This window comes from Nocardia sp. NPDC056541, assembly GCF_042794235.1.
GTDB lineage: Bacteria > Actinomycetota > Actinomycetes > Mycobacteriales > Mycobacteriaceae > Nocardia.
Window position 1 is genome coordinate 491,110 of record NZ_JBHTUD010000002.1, and the last position, 19,523, is coordinate 510,632.

General features: G+C 68.0%; 18 protein-coding genes. 13 read left to right on the forward strand and 5 right to left on the reverse strand.

The genetic code is table 11. The features are described 5' to 3' along the window. Positions 1–4: 4 nt before the first annotated feature. Positions 5–481: a 6,7-dimethyl-8-ribityllumazine synthase gene (gene ribH / locus ACFQ9R_RS05220; RefSeq protein ID WP_378627052.1), complete on the forward strand. Its 477-nt coding sequence runs from the start codon at positions 5–7 to the stop codon at positions 479–481. Then, positions 478–969, forward strand: a complete 492-nt coding sequence (locus ACFQ9R_RS05225) for a PH domain-containing protein (RefSeq protein WP_378989082.1) — start codon at positions 478–480, stop codon at positions 967–969. Before ribH ends, ACFQ9R_RS05225 begins: the two co-directional genes overlap by 4 nt. Positions 970–1,059: 90 nt before the next feature. On the opposite strand, the gene ggt is transcribed toward ACFQ9R_RS05225, so the two are convergent. Then, positions 1,060–3,012 carry a gamma-glutamyltransferase gene (gene ggt, locus ACFQ9R_RS05230; protein ID WP_378989083.1) on the reverse strand — a complete coding sequence of 651 codons (1,953 nt, stop codon included), beginning with the start codon at positions 3,010–3,012 and terminating at the stop codon, positions 1,060–1,062. A 166-nt stretch (positions 3,013–3,178) separates the two neighbouring features. Between ggt and ACFQ9R_RS05235 the strand changes: the two genes are divergently transcribed. Further along, positions 3,179–3,871 (forward strand): HAD family hydrolase, encoded by a 693-nt coding sequence (locus ACFQ9R_RS05235; RefSeq protein WP_378989084.1) that lies wholly within the window; start codon positions 3,179–3,181, stop codon positions 3,869–3,871. Positions 3,872–3,955: 84 nt separating this feature from the next. Here the strand turns inward: ACFQ9R_RS05235 and ACFQ9R_RS05240 are convergent, their stop codons facing one another. Further along, positions 3,956–4,369, reverse strand: a complete 414-nt coding sequence (locus ACFQ9R_RS05240) for a hypothetical protein (protein ID WP_378989085.1) — start codon at positions 4,367–4,369, stop codon at positions 3,956–3,958. A 153-nt stretch (positions 4,370–4,522) separates the two neighbouring features. Here ACFQ9R_RS05240 and uvrC point away from each other — a divergent pair, with 153 nt between their 5' ends. The 7 genes from uvrC to tpiA all read left to right on the forward strand — a co-directional run bounded on the left by uvrC (position 4,523) and on the right by tpiA (position 12,866). Continuing rightward, positions 4,523–6,508 (forward strand): excinuclease ABC subunit UvrC, encoded by a 1,986-nt coding sequence (gene uvrC / locus ACFQ9R_RS05245; protein WP_378627060.1) that lies wholly within the window; start codon positions 4,523–4,525, stop codon positions 6,506–6,508. A gap of 121 nt (positions 6,509–6,629) precedes the next feature. After that, positions 6,630–7,586 carry an RNase adapter RapZ gene (gene rapZ / locus ACFQ9R_RS05250; protein ID WP_358062678.1) on the forward strand — a complete coding sequence of 319 codons (957 nt, stop codon included), beginning with the start codon at positions 6,630–6,632 and terminating at the stop codon, positions 7,584–7,586. Next, entirely contained in the window at positions 7,583–8,647 is a 1,065-nt protein-coding gene (gene yvcK, locus ACFQ9R_RS05255) for a uridine diphosphate-N-acetylglucosamine-binding protein YvcK (protein WP_378989086.1), read from the forward strand. The genes rapZ and yvcK overlap by 4 nt, the downstream gene beginning before the upstream one ends. Next, positions 8,638–9,621 carry a DNA-binding protein WhiA gene (gene whiA / locus ACFQ9R_RS05260; protein ID WP_101467118.1) on the forward strand — a complete coding sequence of 328 codons (984 nt, stop codon included), beginning with the start codon at positions 8,638–8,640 and terminating at the stop codon, positions 9,619–9,621. Before yvcK ends, whiA begins: the two co-directional genes overlap by 10 nt. Positions 9,622–9,837: 216 nt before the next feature. Next, a complete protein-coding gene (gene gap / locus ACFQ9R_RS05265; RefSeq protein ID WP_056810475.1) occupies positions 9,838–10,854 on the forward strand; it encodes a type I glyceraldehyde-3-phosphate dehydrogenase in 1,017 nt (338 codons plus the stop codon). A gap of 5 nt (positions 10,855–10,859) precedes the next feature. Further along, positions 10,860–12,074, forward strand: coding sequence for a phosphoglycerate kinase (locus ACFQ9R_RS05270; RefSeq protein ID WP_378989087.1), 1,215 nt, complete (start codon positions 10,860–10,862; stop codon positions 12,072–12,074). A 3-nt stretch (positions 12,075–12,077) separates the two neighbouring features. After that, positions 12,078–12,866, forward strand: a complete 789-nt coding sequence (gene tpiA, locus ACFQ9R_RS05275) for a triose-phosphate isomerase (RefSeq protein ID WP_378989088.1) — start codon at positions 12,078–12,080, stop codon at positions 12,864–12,866. Positions 12,867–12,937: 71 nt separating this feature from the next. On the opposite strand, the gene ACFQ9R_RS05280 is transcribed toward tpiA, so the two are convergent. Continuing rightward, a complete protein-coding gene (locus tag ACFQ9R_RS05280; protein ID WP_378989089.1) occupies positions 12,938–13,723 on the reverse strand; it encodes an META domain-containing protein in 786 nt (261 codons plus the stop codon). 71 nt (positions 13,724–13,794) lie between these two features. Next, positions 13,795–14,325 carry an MmpS family transport accessory protein gene (locus tag ACFQ9R_RS05285; protein ID WP_378627072.1) on the reverse strand — a complete coding sequence of 177 codons (531 nt, stop codon included), beginning with the start codon at positions 14,323–14,325 and terminating at the stop codon, positions 13,795–13,797. A 237-nt stretch (positions 14,326–14,562) separates the two neighbouring features. Between ACFQ9R_RS05285 and ACFQ9R_RS05290 the strand changes: the two genes are divergently transcribed. Further along, positions 14,563–16,158: an MFS transporter gene (locus tag ACFQ9R_RS05290; protein ID WP_378989090.1), complete on the forward strand. Its 1,596-nt coding sequence runs from the start codon at positions 14,563–14,565 to the stop codon at positions 16,156–16,158. A 34-nt stretch (positions 16,159–16,192) separates the two neighbouring features. After that, complete coding sequence (gene secG / locus ACFQ9R_RS05295; RefSeq protein WP_101468684.1) at positions 16,193–16,426, forward strand: preprotein translocase subunit SecG; 234 nt, start codon at positions 16,193–16,195, stop codon at positions 16,424–16,426. A gap of 4 nt (positions 16,427–16,430) precedes the next feature. Here secG and ACFQ9R_RS05300 read toward each other — a convergent pair whose 3' ends face one another. Next, positions 16,431–18,545, reverse strand: coding sequence for a thiamine pyrophosphate-dependent enzyme (locus tag ACFQ9R_RS05300; protein WP_378989135.1), 2,115 nt, complete (start codon positions 18,543–18,545; stop codon positions 16,431–16,433). A gap of 248 nt (positions 18,546–18,793) precedes the next feature. Here ACFQ9R_RS05300 and ACFQ9R_RS05305 point away from each other — a divergent pair, with 248 nt between their 5' ends. Continuing rightward, positions 18,794–19,510, forward strand: coding sequence for a hypothetical protein (locus tag ACFQ9R_RS05305; protein ID WP_378989091.1), 717 nt, complete (start codon positions 18,794–18,796; stop codon positions 19,508–19,510). The last annotated feature ends 13 nt before the right edge of the window (positions 19,511–19,523 follow it).

A 19,523-nucleotide genomic window follows, 5' to 3' on the forward strand; every position in this document is an offset into this window, starting at 1 on the left:
AACGATGAGCGGTACAGGTGTCCCGAGCTTCGCGCTGGCGCAGGCCAAAGACGTCAAACTCGGCATCGTCGCCTCGCGGTGGCACACCGAGATCTGCGACACCCTCGTGGCGAATGCCGAACGGGTGGCCAAGGAAGCCGGCGTCGAACATGTGACCGTGGTGCGCTGCGCCGGTGCGATGGAGTTGCCGGTCGTCGCGCAGGAGCTGGCGCGCACGCACGACGCCGTGGTGGCTCTGGGCGTCGTGATCCGTGGTGGCACACCGCATTTCGAGTACGTGTGCGATGCGGTGACGGCCGGGCTGACCCGGGTGTCGCTCGATGCGGCCACCCCCGTCACCAACGGTGTGCTCACGACGAACGACGAGGAGCAGGCGCGCGATCGGGCCGGGCTGCCCGGTTCGGCGGAGGACAAGGGCGAACAGGCCTGCGCCGCCGCTCTCGACGCCGCGCTCACCTTGCGCGCACTGCGATCGGTGTGACCGTGCCGGTGGTGCGGACCTGGCGTCGTAGCGCTCCTCAGCCCGACGCGGGCTGGGAGTTCCAGGTGCGTCCGCGCCGGGCGACCCGTACCGCCATCGTGGTCGCGATCGTCATCCTCGTCGCGTTCACCGCGGGTGGGCTGCTGCTGCGCACCGGGTCGACCGGGGTGAACTTCCGGGTCGCCGATCAGGTCGCGATGATCCTGATCGGGGTGGTCGGGGCGGGCGCGGTACTGATGCTCACCCGTCCGCGAGTGCGCGCGGGCAGCCAGGGTGTCGGGGTGCGCAATATCCTGGGCGAGCAGGTGTACCCGTGGGCCTACATCCGTGGCGTGTCCTTCCCGGACCGCAAGGCATGGGCCCGCCTCGAACTGGCCGACGACGATTACGTCCCGATGCTGGCGATCCGTTCCAACGACAAGACCCACGCCGCCGACGCCATCGAGCGCGTCCGCGAACTCGGCGCCCGCTACGCCCCGCGGGACTGACTTCGCTGAGCGGTCGGCACCTGGAGCCGACTGATTGCCGGCAACGCTGCTGTCTGTGCGCCACCGAGTAGTGACGCACAGACCAGCGCATCAGCGGGTATCGCCGAGGACCGCTCCCTCGCGGCGCGGATCCGCACCGCCGATCCAGCCGTCCTTGCCGTCGTGCTGCAGGGCGCTGAGCCCGCTGGACTGCGGTGCTACCGACACCTGATGGCCCATTGCCCGCAGCTTCTCGACCAGGGGATCGTGGTCGCCGTTGTCGGTCGCATTGATGTCCGGGTGCTCACCGCCGACGCCGGTGACCGGCGTATTGCCCGCGCCGAACGACACCCCGGAGACCGCCTGTTGCGGGTCGAGACCCCAATCCAGCACATTGACCAGCGTTTTCACGACGAACTGGATGATCACCGAACCACCGGGTGACCCCGTGACGAGCTTCAGTTCGCCACGGTCGCCCCGATCGTCACGATCGAACACCAGGGTCGGGGCCATCGAACTGCGTGGGCGCTTGTTGGGCTGGAGGCGGTTGGCCACGGGTGTCCCGTCGGGGTCGACCGGGTCGGCGGCGAAGTCGGTGAGCTGATTGTTGAGCACGAATCCGTCGACGAGATGGAAAGACCCGAACGCCGATTCGACCGTCGTGGTCATGGCGGCGGCGTTGCCGTACTTGTCGATGACGGAGATGTGACTGGTGCCGTGTTCGGGCGGCTGTGGACCGTTGCCGAGGGGGACCGGCCCGAGGTTGCCGGGCTTGGCGGTACCCATGCTGCGCTGCGGGTCGATCAGCGTCGACCGTTCCTTGAGGTATTGCGGGTGCACGAGCGAGAGCGCCGAATTACCCGGCAGCGGAACGAAATCCGGGTCGGCGACGTACTTGTTGCGATCGGCGTAGGCCAGTCGCTCCGCTTCGGAGATCAGGTGCACGGCCTGCGCGTCGGGCCGCCCGCCGTTGGCGTCGAGCTCCTGTGGGCGCAGCGCGGGGAGATCGAAATTGGCGAGAATGCCCAGCGTCGCCGCGACGGTGCTGCCGCCCGAGGACGGCGCGGGCATGCCGCACAGTTCGTACTTGCGGTACCCGGTGCACAGCGCCGTGCGCTTCTTCGCCTCGTAATTCGCCAGGTCGGTGGTGGTCAGCGCACTGGGGGTACGGCCGCCCGCCGTGCTGCCCGCCGCCTCGACGATGTCCTGGGCGATGGCGCCGCTGTAGAAGGCCTTCGCGCCGTCGGTCGCGATCGCCGAGAGCGTTTTCGCCAGCGCCGGATTGGTGAGGAGGGTGCCCGACTTCTTGGGCGAGCCATCGGCTTCGAGGAAGTAGCCACGTGCGGCCTCGTCGGCGGCCAGGTCTTTCGCGGATTCGGCGATCTGGCCTGCCAGTCGCGGACTGATCTCGAAACCGTTGTCGGACAGGCTGATCGCGGGATCGAACAGCTCCTTCCAGGCGCTCATCCCGTGTTCGGAATGGGCGAGTTCGAGCATCCGCAGCACTCCGGGCACGCCGATGGAGCGACCGCTGGCCCGGGTATTCGGTGCGGGTTCGGTGCGGTCGGTGTCGCTGACCCAGCGCAGATAGTTCTCGGTCGCCGCGGCAGGAGCGGTCTCGCGGCCGTCGTAGGTGTCGACCGTGCGCGACTTCGCGTCGTAGTGCACCAGGAAGGCGCCGCCGCCGATGCCGGAAGCTTGTGGCTCGACCAGACCGAGTACTGCCTGTGCGGTGACCAGGGCGTCGGCTGCGGTGCCACCCGCCCGCAGTACCCGGCACGCGGCCTCGGTGGCGATCGGGTTGGCGGTCGACACCGCGTAGGTGCTGGTGCGCACCGCGGTCATATCCGAGCGATAGCCCGACGCGATCTCAGGGTTGGTGCTGAGATTCTGCGAGGTCGGCGCCCCGGTGCCGGTGGCGGGCGCCGCGGACACAGGAGTGCCGTTGGGCGTGCTCGTGCATTCCGCGGCCGTTTTCTCGTCTGTCGAACATCCGGCCAGTACCCCCACCGCGAGCACTGCGGCCGTCGTGGCCCCGATCCACGTCCGTCGCCTTGGCGTCATCCAGCCAGGGTAACCCGGCGGTACGACGCGATTCGATCTTTTTCCGCCGGGGGCTCGCCGTGTGCCCCTGTCCAGCCGCGACGGCCGGATGGCCGGCACACGAATCCTGGGTTACCCGGCCGATTTCCGCCGGGCGCACTGTCTTCGTCTCGCTACCCTGGCTGCCATGGACATCGACGCGGTGCTGTTCGACTTCTCCGGCACGGTCTTCCGCCTGGAGGACGACCGGACCTGGGCTCACGAACTGGTCGGGGACGACGGGACGCCGTTCGACGTGGCGGCGAAAGCCGAAGTGATGCGCCGGATGACCGCGCCGGTCGAACAATTCATGACCTTCGACGCCGCGGGCCAACATGCCTGGGACAACCGCGATCTCGACCCCGCCCTGCACCGGTATGCCTACCTGGAGGTGCTGCGTGGCTCCGACGTTCCCGAGGCCCAGGCGATCCGGCTCTACGAACGCCTCACCGACCCGCTCGCCTGGACCCCCTATCCCGACACGGGCACCGTCCTGGAATCGCTTGCTGCTCAGGGAATCCCGATCGGCATCGTCAGCAATATCGCCTACGACATCCGGCCCGCCTTCGCGAAACACGGCTGGACCGACCTCATCGGCTCGATGACGCTGTCCTTCGAGATAGGTGCCATCAAACCGAACCCGCAGATCTTCCGCGACGCCACCGACCGCCTCGGCGTCACCCCCGACCGCGTCCTCATGATCGGCGACAGCGCCGAGGCAGACGGCGGCGCCACCGCCCTCGGCGCCCGCTTCGCCCTCGTCGACCCGCTACCCACCCCCGACCGCCCGCGCGCGCTCATCGACGCCCTCGCCGAACACGGCATCCGAACCGCCGACTGAGCGCCTGTGGCCGGATCGCCGGCAGACAGTCCCGCCCGACGGCCGGCGGATGCGCGCGGTCGGGTGAACCGGCCGAGGCGCAGGTCAGCGTTGGCGGGTGAACCAGGTCCGGGCAGAAGGCCGAAGGAGCATCGCCGCGACCGCGCCGTTGGCGACGACGCCGACCACCCCCGGCGGCAGCCCGGTGAGAATGCCCGTCGACGACACCAGGCACGCCAGCACCGCGACCCCGATCGCCGCCTTGCGCACCAGATCACCGCCCTGCCGGAACAGCAGCACCAGCGGAACCAGCGCGAAGGACGGCAGATACCCGGCGAGCAGCGCGCCGAGCGAGCCGCCCAGCGCCACCGTGATCGCGATCAGCACGACACCGACGGCGGTGGCGACCGCGGCGATCAGCCGCGCTCCGCGCACCGTCCCCGGCATGACTCCGTGCGGGGACACCTCGTCGTCGTACAGGTCGTCACCGGTTTGCGGCAGGGCGGCGGCATTGCTCATCGGACGTCCTTTCGGGCACATAATCCGAGCCCTCACGCTACACAGGCAGTCGCACAGCTCACCCCGGCGACCTCGCTCGTCCGTGTAGGGCTGCTGCGCCGGTTGATACCTCGGCAGTGCGGACCTGTCGGGGCCCCTCGCTAGGCTGGATGGGTGGCAGATCCCGCGACGTACCGGCCGGCGCCGGGCACGATTCCCGTCGAACCCGGTGTGTACAAGTTCCGGGACGTGCACGGGCGGGTCATCTATGTGGGTAAGGCGAAGAGTCTGCGCAGTCGGCTGAACTCCTACTTCGCCGATGTGTACTCGTTGCATCCGCGCACCAAGCAGATGGTCACCACGGCGGCCGCTGTCGAGTGGACGGTGGTGTCCACCGAGGTGGAGGCGCTGCAGCTCGAGTACAACTGGATCAAGGAATTCGATCCGCGATTCAACGTCCGATACCGCGACGACAAGACCTATCCGGTGCTCGCGGTGACCCTCAACGAGGAGTATCCGCGACTGTTCGTCTACCGGGGCGCGCGCAAGAAGGGCGTGCGCTACTTCGGTCCTTACGCGCACGCCTGGGCGATTCGCGAGACCCTCGACCTGCTGCTGCGGGTGTTCCCCGCGCGAACCTGCTCCAACGGAGTCTTCAAGCGGCACAGCCAGATCGGGCGTCCGTGCCTGCTCGGCTATATCGACAAGTGTTCCGCGCCGTGCGTGGGCCGGGTCAGCGCCGACGAGCACCGCCAGATCGTCGAGGACTTCTGCGACTTCCTGTCCGGCAAGACCGACAAGATGGTGCGCGCACTCGAACGCCGCATGCACGAGGCCGCCGAAGACCTCGACTTCGAGAACGCCGCCCGCTTGCGCGACGATGTGCAGGCACTGCGCCGCGCCCTCGAAAAGCAGGCCGTGGTGCTCGGCACCGGCACCGACGCCGATGTGATCGCCTTCGCCACCGACGAACTGGAAGCCGCGGTCCAGATCTTCCACGTCCGCGACGGACGCGTCCGCGGCCAGCGCGGCTGGGTCGTCGACAAATCCGGTGACGCGCTCGATGTCGCGGAATCGGGAACCGAGATGGCTGCCCTGGTGGAACAGTTCCTCACCCAGTTCTACGGCGAGCAGGCCGCCATGGCGGACCAGAACGGTGACGCCGCCATCGTCGTCCCGCGGGAAGTGCTGGTCCCCGAACTGCCCGCCGACGCCGAGGAGATCGGGGAGTGGCTCAGCAAGATGCGCGGCTCCGCGGTCTCGCTGCGCATCCCGCAGCGCGGCGACAAGAAGGCTCTCGCCGAGACGGTGCAGCGCAACGCCGCCGAGGCGCTGGCTCAGCACAAGCTCCGCCGGGCCGGTGACCTTACGTCGAGATCACAAGCGCTGCAAGACATTCAGGACGCACTCGAACTCGACAGCGCCCCGCTGCGGATCGAATGCGTCGACATCAGCCACGTGCAGGGCACCGACGTCGTCGCCTCGCTGGTGGTCTTCGAAGACGGCCTGGCCCGCAAGTCCGACTACCGCCACTACGCGATCAAGGAAGCCGCGGGCGACGGCCGCTCCGACGATGTCGGCAGCATCGCCGAGGTGACCCGCCGCCGCTTCGCCCGGCTCGCCCGCGACCGCGAACAACCCGTCGAGATCGAACCCGACGAGGTCGACGAACCCGCCTCACGCCCCGGCATCGACCCCACCACCGGCCGACCGCGCCGCTTCGCCTACCCGCCCAACCTCTACGTCGTCGACGGCGGCGCACCCCAGGTCGCCGCCGCCGCCGAGGTCCTCGACGAACTCGGCATCACCGATGTCGCGGTGATCGGTCTGGCCAAACGCCTCGAAGAAGTCTGGGTGCCCGGCGAAGCCGACCCGGTGATCATGCCGCGCAACAGCGAGGCGCTGTTCCTGCTGCAACGCGTGCGCGATGAAGCCCACCGCTTCGCCATCACCTTCCACCGCAGCAAACGCTCACGCCGGATGACGGCGTCGGCGCTGGATTCGGTGCCGGGCCTCGGTGAGACGAGGCGAACCGCCTTGGTCACCCACTTCGGCTCGGTCGCCAGAATCAAGGACGCGACTGTCGAGGAGATCACCTCGGTGCCCGGTATCGGGGTCTCGACGGCGAAAGCGGTGCTCGCGGCACTCAACAGTCCGTAACCCGCCGACGGCCGGTATCGCAGGACGCAACATTGCGTGTGCCGTACGTTGTGTGTCTGCGCCCGATACCCGAACCGGTGCGGGATGATCGAAAGGCACCCAGAAACGGATCCGGTAGGACATGACACGCGTCGAATCGAATAACAATGCGGGGGCGGCACCCGGGCAATCCGGGACGGTCACCGACACACAGCAACCAGTAGAAGTGGTCATCGTGACCGGCTTGTCCGGCGCAGGCCGCGGCACTGCCGCGCGCGTGCTGGAGGACCTCGGCTGGTACGTGACCGACAACCTACCGCCCGAGCTGATCGGGCGAATGATCGAGCTGGGCGCCGCGGCCGACCCGCCGATCCGGCGGCTCGCGCTGGTCATGGACGTGCGCAGCCGGTTCTTCACCGGCGAGCTCTCCGGTGTCACCGAGCAGTTGCGCGGCGCCGGCATCCGCACCAGAGTGCTGTTCCTCGAGGCCTCCGACGACGTGCTGATCCGGCGGTTCGGCTTCGCCCGGCGCCGTCATCCGCTGCAGAGCGACAGCCCCGATGGGACGCTCTCGGCCGGTCTGACCGCCGAACGAGCCAGGCTGGCCCCGGTCAAGGGGGCCGCCGACCTCGTCATCGACACCACCGAGCTCTCGATCCACCAGCTGCACCGCAAGCTGGAGGAGGCATACGGCGCGGGCGCGCCAGCCGCACTGCAACTGACTGTGCAGTCCTTCGGCTTCAAGTACGGTGTTCCCCTCGACGCCGACATGGTGTTGGACGTGCGATTCCTGCCCAACCCGCATTGGATTCCGGAATTGCGGGAACACACAGGACAGGAGTCGGTGGTCAGCGACTACGTGCTGTCCAGGCCGGGTGCGCGGGACTACCTGCAGACCGGCAAACACCTGGTCGACCTGACGACGACCGGATACCGCCAAGAGGGGAAGCGATACATGACCGTGGCAGTCGGGTGCACCGGCGGCAAACATCGCAGCGTCGCTATCGCTGAGGCACTGGGTGAGCGCATCGGCGCCGATACCGGGCACGTGGCGGTGGACGTCGTGCGCGTCGTCCACCGGGATCTGGGGCGCGAATGAGTGGAATCGAAGCCGACCCAGCCGTCGTCGCGCTGGGCGGCGGACATGGGCTGTACGCGACATTGACGGCCGTGCGCAGGCTGACGAGGCGGATCACCGCCGTCGTCACCGTCGCCGACGACGGTGGGTCCTCCGGTCGGCTGCGCGCCGAGCTGGGCATGCTGCCGCCGGGTGATCTGCGGATGGCCCTGGCAGCGCTGTCCGATGACGCCGACGGGGTGTGGACCACGACGGTGCAGCACCGCTTCGGCGGCACCGGTGCGCTCGCCGGGCACTCGGTGGGCAATCTGATCCTGGCCGGACTCACCGATATCCTCGGTGATCCGGTGGCCGCGCTCGACGAGGTGGGCAGGCTGCTGCGGATCACCGGCCGGGTGCTGCCGATGTCGCCGATTCCGCTCGACATCGAGGCCGAAGTATCGGGCCTGGAGTCGGACCCGCGGATCGGCCGGTGCGTGCGCGGTCAGGTTGCGGTGGCGACCACGCCGGGTAAGGTCCGGCGGGTGCGGCTGATTCCGTCCGATCCGCCCGCCAGCCCCGAGGCGACCTCGGCGATCGACGACGCGGATGTTGTTGTGCTGGGACCGGGTTCGTGGTTCACCAGCGTCATTCCGCATGTCCTGGTGCCGCAACTGCACGCGGCGCTGGTGCGCACGCGGGCACGCAAGGTGCTCGTGCTGAATCTGGCGGCGGAGCCCGGCGAGACAGCCGGCTTTTCCGCGGAGCGCCATCTGCATGTATTGTCCCAGCACGCACCGGATTTCGCGGTCGACGATGTGCTCGTCGACTCGGCGTCGGTGCCGGAGGGGCGGCAACGGGAACATGTGGCAAGAGCCGCCGAACAGTTGCGGGCACGGGTAACGTTCTGCGATGTCGCCGAGCCGGGAACGGATCGGCATCATCCCGGAAAACTTGCCGCCGCACTGGATCAGCTGGTCCGGTCGCCGCGGCCGCAACTGACTGGGCTTCGATTCGAGAGACGGCACGGTGCCTCAGATGTGCACAGTGTTCCAGATGAGCGTTCGGGGTCGGTGGGAAAGGAGCGCGTCTCGTGGCGATGACAGCCGAGGTGAAGGACGAGCTGAGCAGGCTCGTGGTGTCGCAGGTCAGCTCACGTAAAGCGGAGCTGTCGGCGTTGCTGCGGTTTGCGGGCGGTCTGCACATCGTGGGGGGCAGGGTGATCGTGGAAGCCGAGGTGGACATGGGGTCCATCGCCCGGCGACTGCGCAGAGAGATTTTCGAGCTGTACGGATACGGCTCCGATGTGCATGTGCTCGGCGCGGGTGGGCTACGCAAGACTTCCCGCTACGTGGTGCGCGTGTCGAAGGAAGGCGAGGCGCTGGCGCGCCAGACCGGATTGCTCGATGTGCGCGGCCGCCCCGTGCGCGGGCTGCCCGCGCAGGTGGTCGGCGGCAGCATCGGTGACGCCGAAGCGGCATGGCGTGGCGCGTTTCTCGCGCACGGCTCGCTCACCGAGCCGGGTCGTTCCTCGGCGCTCGAGGTGAGTTGCCCCGGTCCGGAGGCGGCATTGGCACTGGTCGGCGCGGCGCGCAGGCTCGGCATCACCGCCAAGGCGCGGGAAGTGCGCGGCACGGACCGGGTCGTGGTGCGTGACGGCGAGGCGATCGGCGCCCTGCTCACCCGGATGGGCGCGCAGGACACCAGGCTCACCTGGGAAGAACGTCGGATGCGTCGCGAGGTGCGGGCCACCGCCAACCGGCTCGCCAACTTCGACGACGCGAACCTGCGTCGTTCGGCGCGCGCGGCCGTCGCGGCGGCGGCTCGGGTCGAACGGGCGCTCGAGATCCTCGCCGACGATGTTCCCGAGCATCTCGCCGCGGCGGGCAGGCTGCGGGTGCAGCATCGGCAGGCCTCCCTGGAGGAACTCGGTCAGCTGGCCGATCCGCCGATGACCAAAGATGCTGTCGCGGGCCGGATCCGGCGATTGCTGTCGATGGCCGACCGGCGCGCCAAGGATCTCGGCATCCCCGATACCGAGTCCGCGGTGACAGCGGAGCTGCTCGACGACGCGTAGTAGGAACAGCAACAGACTCCGCACGCCGAAAGGTGTGGCGAATCCGACGATTAGTGCAGAGCGGTCATACATGACCGCTCTGCCCTCTATTCTGGGGTCTCCGCAGGCCTGAGGCCGGGGAGCTCACAACTCACAGGTGGCTGTCGTGAAGGCTGGCGCGGCTACTACTGTGGTTACCGTCGGAATGAATCCGCTTGAAAGCTGAGGAGCGATAACGTGACTGTCCGGGTAGGTATCAACGGCTTCGGTCGTATCGGACGTAATTTCTTCCGTGCGGTGGAGGCGCTGAAGGCCGTCGGCGAGACCGATATCGAGATCGTCGCGGTCAACGACCTCACCGACATCAACACCCTCGCCACCCTGCTGAAGTACGACTCGATCCTGGGTCGTCTGCCGCAGGACGTCTCCGTCGAGGGCGACACCATCGTGGTCGGCGAGCAGCGCATCAAGGCGCTCGCGATCAAGGAAGGCCCCTCGGCACTGCCGTGGGCCGACCTGAACGTCGACGTGGTCGTCGAGTCGACCGGCATCTTCACCGCCGCGGAGAAGGCCAAGGGCCACCTGTCCGCCGGCGCCAAGAAGGTCATCATCTCCGCGCCTGCCACCGGCGACGACATCACCATCGTGATGGGCGTCAACGACGACAAGTACGACGGCAGCCAGAACATCATCTCCAACGCGTCGTGCACCACGAACTGCCTCGGCCCGATCGCCAAGGTGCTCAACGACTCGTTCGGCATCGTGAACGGTCTGATGACCACCATTCACGCCTACACCCAGGATCAGAACCTGCAGGACGCGCCGCACAAGGACCTGCGTCGCGCCCGCGCCGCTGCCCTGAACATCGTGCCCACCGGCACCGGTGCCGCCAAGGCCATCGGCCTGGTGCTGCCCGAGCTGCAGGGCAAGCTCGACGGCTACGCGCTGCGCGTTCCGGTTCCGACGGGCTCGGTCACCGACCTCACCGCCACCCTGGCGAAGCCGGCCACCATCGAAGAGATCAACGCCGCGATGAAGGCCGCCGCCGAGGGCCCGATGAAGGGCATCCTCAAGTACAACGAGGACCCGATCGTGTCCAGTGACATCGTCACCGACCCGCACTCGTCGATCTACGACGCGCCGCTGACCAAGGTCATCGACAACCAGGTCAAGGTCGTCTCCTGGTACGACAACGAGTGGGGCTACTCGAACCGGCTGGCCAACCTGGTCGATCTCGTCGGCAAGTCGCTCTGACCGCGATGACAGTTCAGACACTGCAGGATCTCCTGGCCGAGGGTGTCGAGGGTCGGGGCGTGCTCGTGCGCTCCGACCTGAACGTTCCCCTCGACGACAACGGTCAGATCACCGACCCGGGCCGCATCATCGCCTCGGTGCCCACGATTCAGGCGCTGGTCGAGGCCGGCGCCAAGGTGGTCGTGATGGCACACCTGGGCCGCCCCAAGGGTGAGCCCGATGCCAAGTTCTCGCTCGCCCCGGTGGCGGCGAAACTGGCCGAGCTGCTGGGTCGCAATGTCCAGCTGGCCGGTGACGTGGTGGGCTACGACGCGCTCTCGCGCTCGGAGGGCCTCACCGACGGCGACGTGCTGCTGCTGGAGAACGTGCGCTTCGATCCGCGCGAGACCAGCAAGGACGAGTCGGAGCGGGCCAAGCTCGCCGCGGCGTTCGTCGAGCTGGTCGGCGACGACGGTGCGTTCGTCTCCGACGGTTTCGGCGTGGTGCACCGCAAGCAGGCGTCGGTCTACGACGTGGCCCAGCAGCTCCCGCACTACGCGGGCACGCTGGTCGCGGCCGAGGTCGAGGTGCTGCAGAAGCTCACCCAGGACCCGGCCCGCCCGTACGCGGTGGTGCTCGGTGGCTCCAAGGTCTCCGACAAGCTCGCGGTGATCGAGGCGCTGGCCCCCAAGGTCGACACCCTGGTGATCGGCGGCGGCATGTGCTTCACCTTCCTTGCCGCGCAAGGTCTTCCGGTCGGCGGCTCGCTGCTGCAGGCCGAGATGATCGACACCTGCAAGGATCTGCTCGAGCGCTTCGGCGACGTGCTGCACCTGCCGGTCGACATCGTGGTGGCCGACAAGTTCGCGGCCGACGCCGACACCGAGACCGTCGCGTCGACCGAGATCCCCGACGGCTGGCTCGGCCTGGACATCGGCCCCGAGTCGGTGTCGCGATTCGCAGCGCTGCTGACCGAGGCCGAGACGGTGTTCTGGAACGGCCCGATGGGCGTGTTCGAGTTCGAGAAGTTCGCCGCGGGTACCCGTGGTGTCGCCGAAGCCATCGTCACCGCTACCTCCAAGGGTGCGTTCACGGTCGTCGGCGGCGGCGACTCGGCGGCCGCCGTGCGTGCGCTCGGTCTGCCCGATGACGGCTTCTCCCACATCTCCACCGGTGGCGGCGCTTCCCTGGAATACCTGGAAGGCAAAGAGCTGCCCGGTATTTCGGTGTTGGAGGGCTGAGCGATGGCAGCACGTAAACCGCTCATCGCGGGCAACTGGAAGATGAACCTCAACCACCTCGAGGCCATCTCGCTGGTGCAGAAGGTGGCGTTCGCGCTGCCCGAGAAGTACTTCGCGAAGGTCGACGTGACGGTGATCCCGCCGTTCACCGATCTGCGCAGTGTGCAGTCGATCGTCGACGGCGACAAGCTCCTGATCACCTACGGCGCCCAGGATGTCTCGGCGCACGACTCCGGTGCCTACACCGGCGAGATCAGCGGGTCCATGCTGGCCAAGCTCGGCTGCACCTTCGTGGTCGTCGGGCACTCGGAGCGTCGTCAGTACCACCTCGAGGACGACGCGACCGTGCTGGCCAAGGCCAAGCAGGCGCTGAAGAACGAGATCACCCCGATCGTCTGCATCGGTGAGGGTCTCGGCGTCCGCGAGGCGGGCACGCACGTCGAGTACAACCTCGAGCAGTTGCGAGGTTCGCTCAAAGGTCTGACGGCGGAACAGATTTCGCAGGTCGTCATCGCCTACGAGCCGGTCTGGGCCATCGGCACCGGCAAGGTCGCCTCGGCGGCCGACGCGCAGGAAGTCTGCGGCGCGATCCGCGGCGAGCTGGAGAAGCTGGCTTCCCCGGAGGTCGCCGCCGGCGTGCGCGTGCTCTACGGCGGCTCGGTGAACGCCAAGAACATCGGCGAGCTGATCCGGCAGACCGATATCGACGGCGCGCTGGTCGGCGGTGCTTCGCTCAAGGGTGACGAGTTCGCCACCCTGTCGGCGATCGCCGCGGGCGGTCCGCTGCCCTGATCGGGCACTGAACACCGAAGGGCCGGAAACCGAGTGGTTTCCGGCCCTTCGCTTCTCGTGAACGCGGGCGGCTACCGCGCGTGCAGGATGAGGCCGTAGCCGTTGTCGTTGCGCAGGGTGAGGGTGTCGGCGTCGATGGTGGCGCTGGTTCGGCCGTCCAGCGCGCGCAGCACGTTCTGCTCGACCTCCATCACCTCCGGCGCACACATCATCTTGGTGGTGGCGACGGCGAAATTCACCGCGTCGCCGGGGCCGACGCCCGCGGTGCCGGTGATCCGGTTGCAGCCCGCCGAGCCGTTGACGGTGCCGCCGTCACCGATGGTGAGATTCGGGCTCAGCTCGTCGAGCGTGGTCGAGCGGATCTGCGCGTCCGGGGTGAGCATGGTGGTGACCACCCACGCGGTGCCGGTCAGGGGCTTGTCGGGAGTGACGACCTTCTTGTCGGTGAGATGGATGGTGACGGACTTGCCCGTCAGCGTCAGCCGATCACCGTCGAGGCGCCAGGTGGGGTCGGATTCGAGGAAGTCGCTCTGCCAGGCGTCGGCGCGTTCGCGGTCGCCGGGACAGGCCATCAGGGTGCTCGCCAGTGGCGAGGTGTGCAGGATGTGGTTGCTCAGGTCGACGGTGCCGCCCGCGGAGTTGCAGCCCGAGTTCGCCGAGATCCGGCCGTCGGTGAAGCCGAGCGTCATCGGACCGCCGCCCGGGATCTCGTCGCCGACGACCTCGGTGGAGACATAGGTGTGGCCCATCGGCGTGGCAGTGTCGTCCACCGGTTCCGTTCCGGTCGAACCGCACCCGGCCGCCACCAGGCCGACCAGGGCGAGCAAGGCGGCCAGAGGACGAGGTGATATCCGCATGGAGCCGATGGTACGGACCGCCCCGGGCATCGCTCGTCGATGCTCGGGGCGGGTCGCGATCCGGCGCGGAACTACTTGCCCGCGTCGCCCGTGCAGCTGGCGCTGGCGAGCTGACCGGTGGCCTGATCCTCGGCGATCACCTTGCCGCCGACCGTGATCTTGCAGGACACCGTTCCGCCGTCGATGCCCGACATGACGCTCAGCGACACGAACTTCACCAGCCCGGTGATCGTCACGTCCTTGGACCACGGCAGCGCGGTATCGGATTCGGTGACCACGTCCAGGCTGCCATCGGTGTAGATGACCGTGGAGGTACCTGTTCCGCCGGCCTGATAGGAGACGGTGACCTCCCGGCTCACCTCGTTCTCGATCTCGTTGGCGACCGTGCCGACGAGCGCGACACATCCGCCGACGACCAGCAGCAGGACCACCAGCACCCCGCCGAGCACCCATGGCCACACCTTCTTCTTGCGCGGCGGCTGCGGGTAACCACCCTGGGGCGGGTAGCCACCTTGCTGCGGGTAGCCACCCGAGGGCTGCTGACCGTAAGGCGGCGGTTGCTGGCCATAAGGCTGCTGCGGATGGCCGGGTGGGACAGTCATGCGAATTTTCCTCCGTGTCGTGCAGGCCCGCCGAACGAAACGGGAGCTCTGTACTGATCGCTCGAAAGCGACCAGAAGATAACACCGCAGCGAAGATTCGCTCTTCTATTGTCTTGCACCACAGTATTTCTGACCGATCACGGGGATCTGTCGCGGAAGCCGTCGCCGCCGTCGTCCCGCTGTGCCGGCACGGAGTGCTGGCCGGGGATCGGCGGTCGCCAGGGATATGCTCGACCGGTGGGCACAGTGGCGGCGGAGCGGATCTCGACCTGGGCTCCGTTGCGTTCACCGGTGTTCCGGGCGCTGTGGATCGCCCAGCTCGTGTCGAATCTGGGCACGTGGATGCAGACGGTCGGCGCGCAGTGGATCCTCGTGGATCAACCGAACGCCGCGGCACTGGTGTCGTTCGTGCAGACCGCGCTCGCCCTGCCGGTGATGTTGCTGTCGATCCCGTCCGGCGTACTGGCCGACCTGGTCGACCGGCGCAGGCTGCTGATCGGCGCGCAGACCGGGATGGCGGTCGCCTCGCTCACCCTCACCGTCTTCACCGCCACCGGCCACACCACCCCCGCGGTCCTGCTCAGCCTGCTGTTCCTGCTCGGCTGTGGGCAGGCGCTCACCGCGCCCGCCTGGCAGGCGGTACAGCCCGAGCTGGTGCCCCGCGACCAGATCACCTCGGCGGCGGCGCTGGGCAGCATGAGCGTCAATATCGGCCGAGCCGTCGGGCCCGCGGTGGCGGGCGTGATCGTCTCGATCGCCGGGCCGACCGTGGTGTTCGGGTTCAACACGGTGTCGTTCGTCGGCATCGTCGCGGTGCTGCTGGTGTCGAAGTGGCCGACGCGAACGAGTCCGCTGCCCAGCGAACGGCCCCTCGCGGCCTTGCAGGCGGGCACGCGGTTCATCCGAGCCGCGCCCGCGATCCGCCGGGTGCTGTTCCGCGCGATCCTGTTCATCGCTCCCGCCAGCGCGGTGTGGTCGCTGCTGCCGGTGATCGCCCACGACCGACTCGGCCTGTCGTCCTCCGGCTACGGTCTGCTGCTCGGCGCGCTCGGGCTCGGCGCGGTGTGTGGCGCACTCGGATTGTCACGCCTGCGGGTCCTGTTCACCCCCACCCAGCGGCTCGCGCTCGCGGCGGTCCTGTTCGGTATGGGTGCGATCGCGACCGCACTGGTGCACCACGTGGTGGTGGTGCTCGTGTTGCTGGTGGGATCCGGTCTCGCGTGGTTGCTGGCGATGGCGACGCTGAACTCGACCATGCAGTTGCTGCTGCCCGCCTGGGTGCGCGCCCGTGGGCTGTCGGTGTACATGCTGGTGTTCATGGGTGGGCAGGCCATCGGTTCCCTGCTCTGGGGCCTGGTCGCCGGTGCCTACGGTGCCGTGACGGCACTGTTGATCGCGGCCGCGCTGCTGGCGTGCTGTGCCGTGAGCACCCTGTGGTGGCCGATCCGGCACAACGTCGAGGAGATCGACCTCTCCCCGGCGGCGTTCTGGCCCGAACCGCAACTCGTCGTCGAGCCCGAACCCGAGGACGGCCCCGTCCTGGTGATGCGCGGCTACGACGTGCCACCCGCCGACGTCGCCGCCTTCACCGACTCGATGGCGCTGGTCGGGCGATCGAGGCAGCGCACGGGCGCGATGGAATGGCGGCTCTACCGCGACGTCGGCACCGTCGACCGGTTCGTCGAAGCCTTCGTCGTGCGGTCCTGGGCCGAGCACATGCACCAGCATCAGGTGCGCCTGACCGCCCGTGACCGGGAAATCGAAGAGACCGTAGCCCAGTACTCCGCAGGCCCCCACACGGTCTCACACCTGGTCGCAGTCGAGCCTGGTTAGACCAGTCGATCCCACACCACCTAGGATGAACCCCATGTCGCTGTTCCTCGATATCCTCCTTGTGATCACCAGCTTGCTGTTGGTGCTGCTGGTGCTGCTGCACCGCGCCAAGGGTGGCGGCTTGTCCAGCCTCTTCGGTGGCGGCGTCCAGTCGAGCCTGTCCGGCTCCACCGTCGTCGAGAAGAACCTCGACCGCATCACCATCTTCGTCGGCATCGTCTGGTTCATCGCGATCCTCGGCATCGGCCTCGAGATCAAGTTCGCCTGACGCGTCAGCTCGACGACACGATTCGTCGGGCCGCTGCTTCGATTGCTGATTCACCGAGCAGGACTGTGTCTGCGGCAGGTCCCAGCGGGATGAAGCTGTCCGCACTGGTGACCCGCGCGAGCGCGCCCTGGTAACCGGCGTCGACAAGCGTCGCGAAAACTGACTCGGAGACGCCTCCGCTGCGCCGGGTCTCGTCGGCGACCAGCACACGGCCGGTGGCTTCGGCGTGGTGGAGCAGGTCGGCGGCCGGTAGGGGATCGAGCCAGCGGAGGTCGAGTACTCGCGTGTGGATTCCCTGGGCGGCAAGGCGATTCGCGGTGCGCAGGCTCATCGGGACGCCGTTGCCGAAGGTGACGATGGTGAGGTCGGTGCCGTCGCCGTAGGTGCGTGCTGTGCCGATCGGGATGTGGTCGGTGGCAGGGGAGGCCAGCCAGGCCTCGTCGCCTGGATGGAGATCTTTCGTGTGGTACAGCGCAATCGGTTCGACGAACACACAGACCCGGCCGTCGACTCGGGCCGCTGAGACGCAGGTGCGCAGCATGTTTGCCGCGTCGTCGGCGCGCGCGGGCACCGCGACGACAACGCCGGGGATATCGCGCAGTGCCGCCAGGGAATTGTCGTTGTGGAAGTGGCCGCCGAAGCCCTTTTGGTAGGCGAGGCCGGCGATGCGTACCACCATCGGATTTCGGTACTGCCCGTTCGAGAAGAATTGGAGGGTGGCCGCTTCGCCGCGGATCTGATCGGCCGCATTGTGGACGTAGGCCAGATACTGGACCTCGGGGATCGGGATGAAGCCGGCCAACCCGGTACCGAGCGCGGTGCCGAGGACGGACTGTTCGTCGAGGAGGGTGTCGAAGACCCGGCGTGCTCCGAAGCGCTTTCTGAGGCCCTTCGTGACCCCGTAGACGCCGCCTTTGCGGCCGACGTCCTCGCCGAACACCAGCACATCGGAGTCTCTGGTGAGGAGTTCGCCGAGTGTGTGGTTGATCGCTTGCGCCAACGTCATCCGGGAGTCGGGCGCAGGAGTCGACGGACCAGGGCGGGTGACGTCCTCGCGGATAGCGGTGGGGTGAATCGGCGCGAGGGGCGCGATCACGGCCGCCGCGGAATCGAGCCGAGCCTCGTGAACCACCTCGTCGGCGGTCTCCCGCACGCGGGCACCGATCCGCTCGTAGCGCTCGAGCAGGTCGCCGGCGTCAGCGGCACCCGCCGCGATCAGATAGCGGGCGGTGCCGAGGAGGGGATCTCGGGCCAGGTCAGCGGCGATATCGGCCGGACCACGGTAGGCGGCTTCGACATCGGACCCGGCATGTCCACCGAGCCGGACGGTGCGCAGGTGCAGGAAGACCGGCACCCGCCAGGTTCGTGCCAGATTCACCGCGTCTTCGGCGGCACCGAGAACATCGGGTAGATCGCAGCCGTCGGCGGCGAAGTAGGTGAGACCCGGCCGTGGACCGTAGGCGCGCTCGATCCAGTCCGGCGCGGTGGGCACACTGATGCCGAGCCCGTTGTCCTCGCAGACGAACACGAGCGGCATCGGCACACCCTGATGGGCGGCATGCAGGGCGGCGTTGACCGCCCCGACCGCCGTCGAATGATTGGCCGACGCGTCCCCGAAACTGCACACCACCACCGCATCGGCAGGCCATCGGCACGAAATCCCTTGCTTCGCAGCACGATCCACCGCGAATGCCAGCCCCACGGCTCGCGGCAGATGTGAGGCGATGGTCGAGGTCTGCGGAATGATCGATGCCGCCGCGCTGCCGATCACCTTGTGCCGACCACCGGAAATCGGATCGGCAGCCGCCGCGACAACCCCCAGCAGCACATCCCGAATCGGATCCAGCCCCGGAATCTGGCGGCATCGCTGCACGAAGAACGCGGCCGACCGATAGTGCAACAACGCCGGATCATCGACGCGCAGCGCGGCCGCCACCGCCGCGTTTCCCTCATGTCCCGAAGACCCGATGCTGTAGAAACCCTGCCGAGCGGCCCCCAACCGCCGAGCTGCCAGATCGAGATGCCTACTGGCGGCCTGGGATTCGAACAACTCCGCCCCGAACGCGGCATCGATGCTCCCGACCGCGTCGATCCGATCGGACACGACGAGACCATCCATCGCGGCCCGAAACGCCCCATCCAGGTCAAGCGAACCCAGCGCCACCGCAACAACTCCTCGCCCGCAGTCGAGTCGACGTCCGAACCGTCGGCATGCCAAGAACCCGATGCTAGCGCCTGCCCGGCCGGATCCAGGGAGAACCCGACAGGGGAAGAATCCCGCAACCGGGATAGTCGTAGCTGGAGTGCTGGGGTGGTTCGGGCAGCCGGTAGTGTCCGGTGTTCAGGTGGGACGGTGAAGGAGGGGCTATGACGACGTCAGGTGGGCCGGGCGGTCCGTGGGGGTATCCGCAGCAGCCGGGGCCTTTCGGGGCGCCGCCGCAGCAGCCGTATCCGCAGCAGCCGTACGGGCAGCCGAGTTTTCCGCCGCAGCAACCGCAATATCAGCAACCGCCTGCCCAATACGGTGCGCCGCAGGCGAATTATGCTGCGCCACAGCAAGCTCCGCCGCAGGGTGGACCGCAGGAGAGCGCGGCGGTGCAGGCCTATCTGGCGGCGGTCGCTCACCATATGACGATGGGCGGGCTCCAGGTGAGCCGGAATTGGGTCGGCCCGGTGCTGTCGATGATCGGCGTCGGTGCGGTCATCAAGAGCTCGCTGAATCCGATCGAACTGGCCGTGTGCGTCGGCCACGCGGGCGAGATCTCACCCGCCACCGTCGCCGGATTCACCAGGCAGGTCGATGAATTCGCCCGTTCGATTCGGCGCCCGAGCGCCTTCGCGGTGAAGGGTGGCGCATGCGCGGTCGCCGCGCTGATATCCGATCGTGTACACCCGGCCAGCTTCGGCGCCGTCACCAACAAGGCGATGAGCTTCGGCACCGTCGTGGTACCCGCGGTTATCGATCTGACCAACCGGCAGATGATGATCGCCCAGAACACTCCGGTGATGGGATTCGCGATGTGGAGTACCGTGCGCGGCAAAGCCGGTATGTACCTTCCGGATCCACGCGCGGTCTTGGGCTGACAGCCGGCGGTGG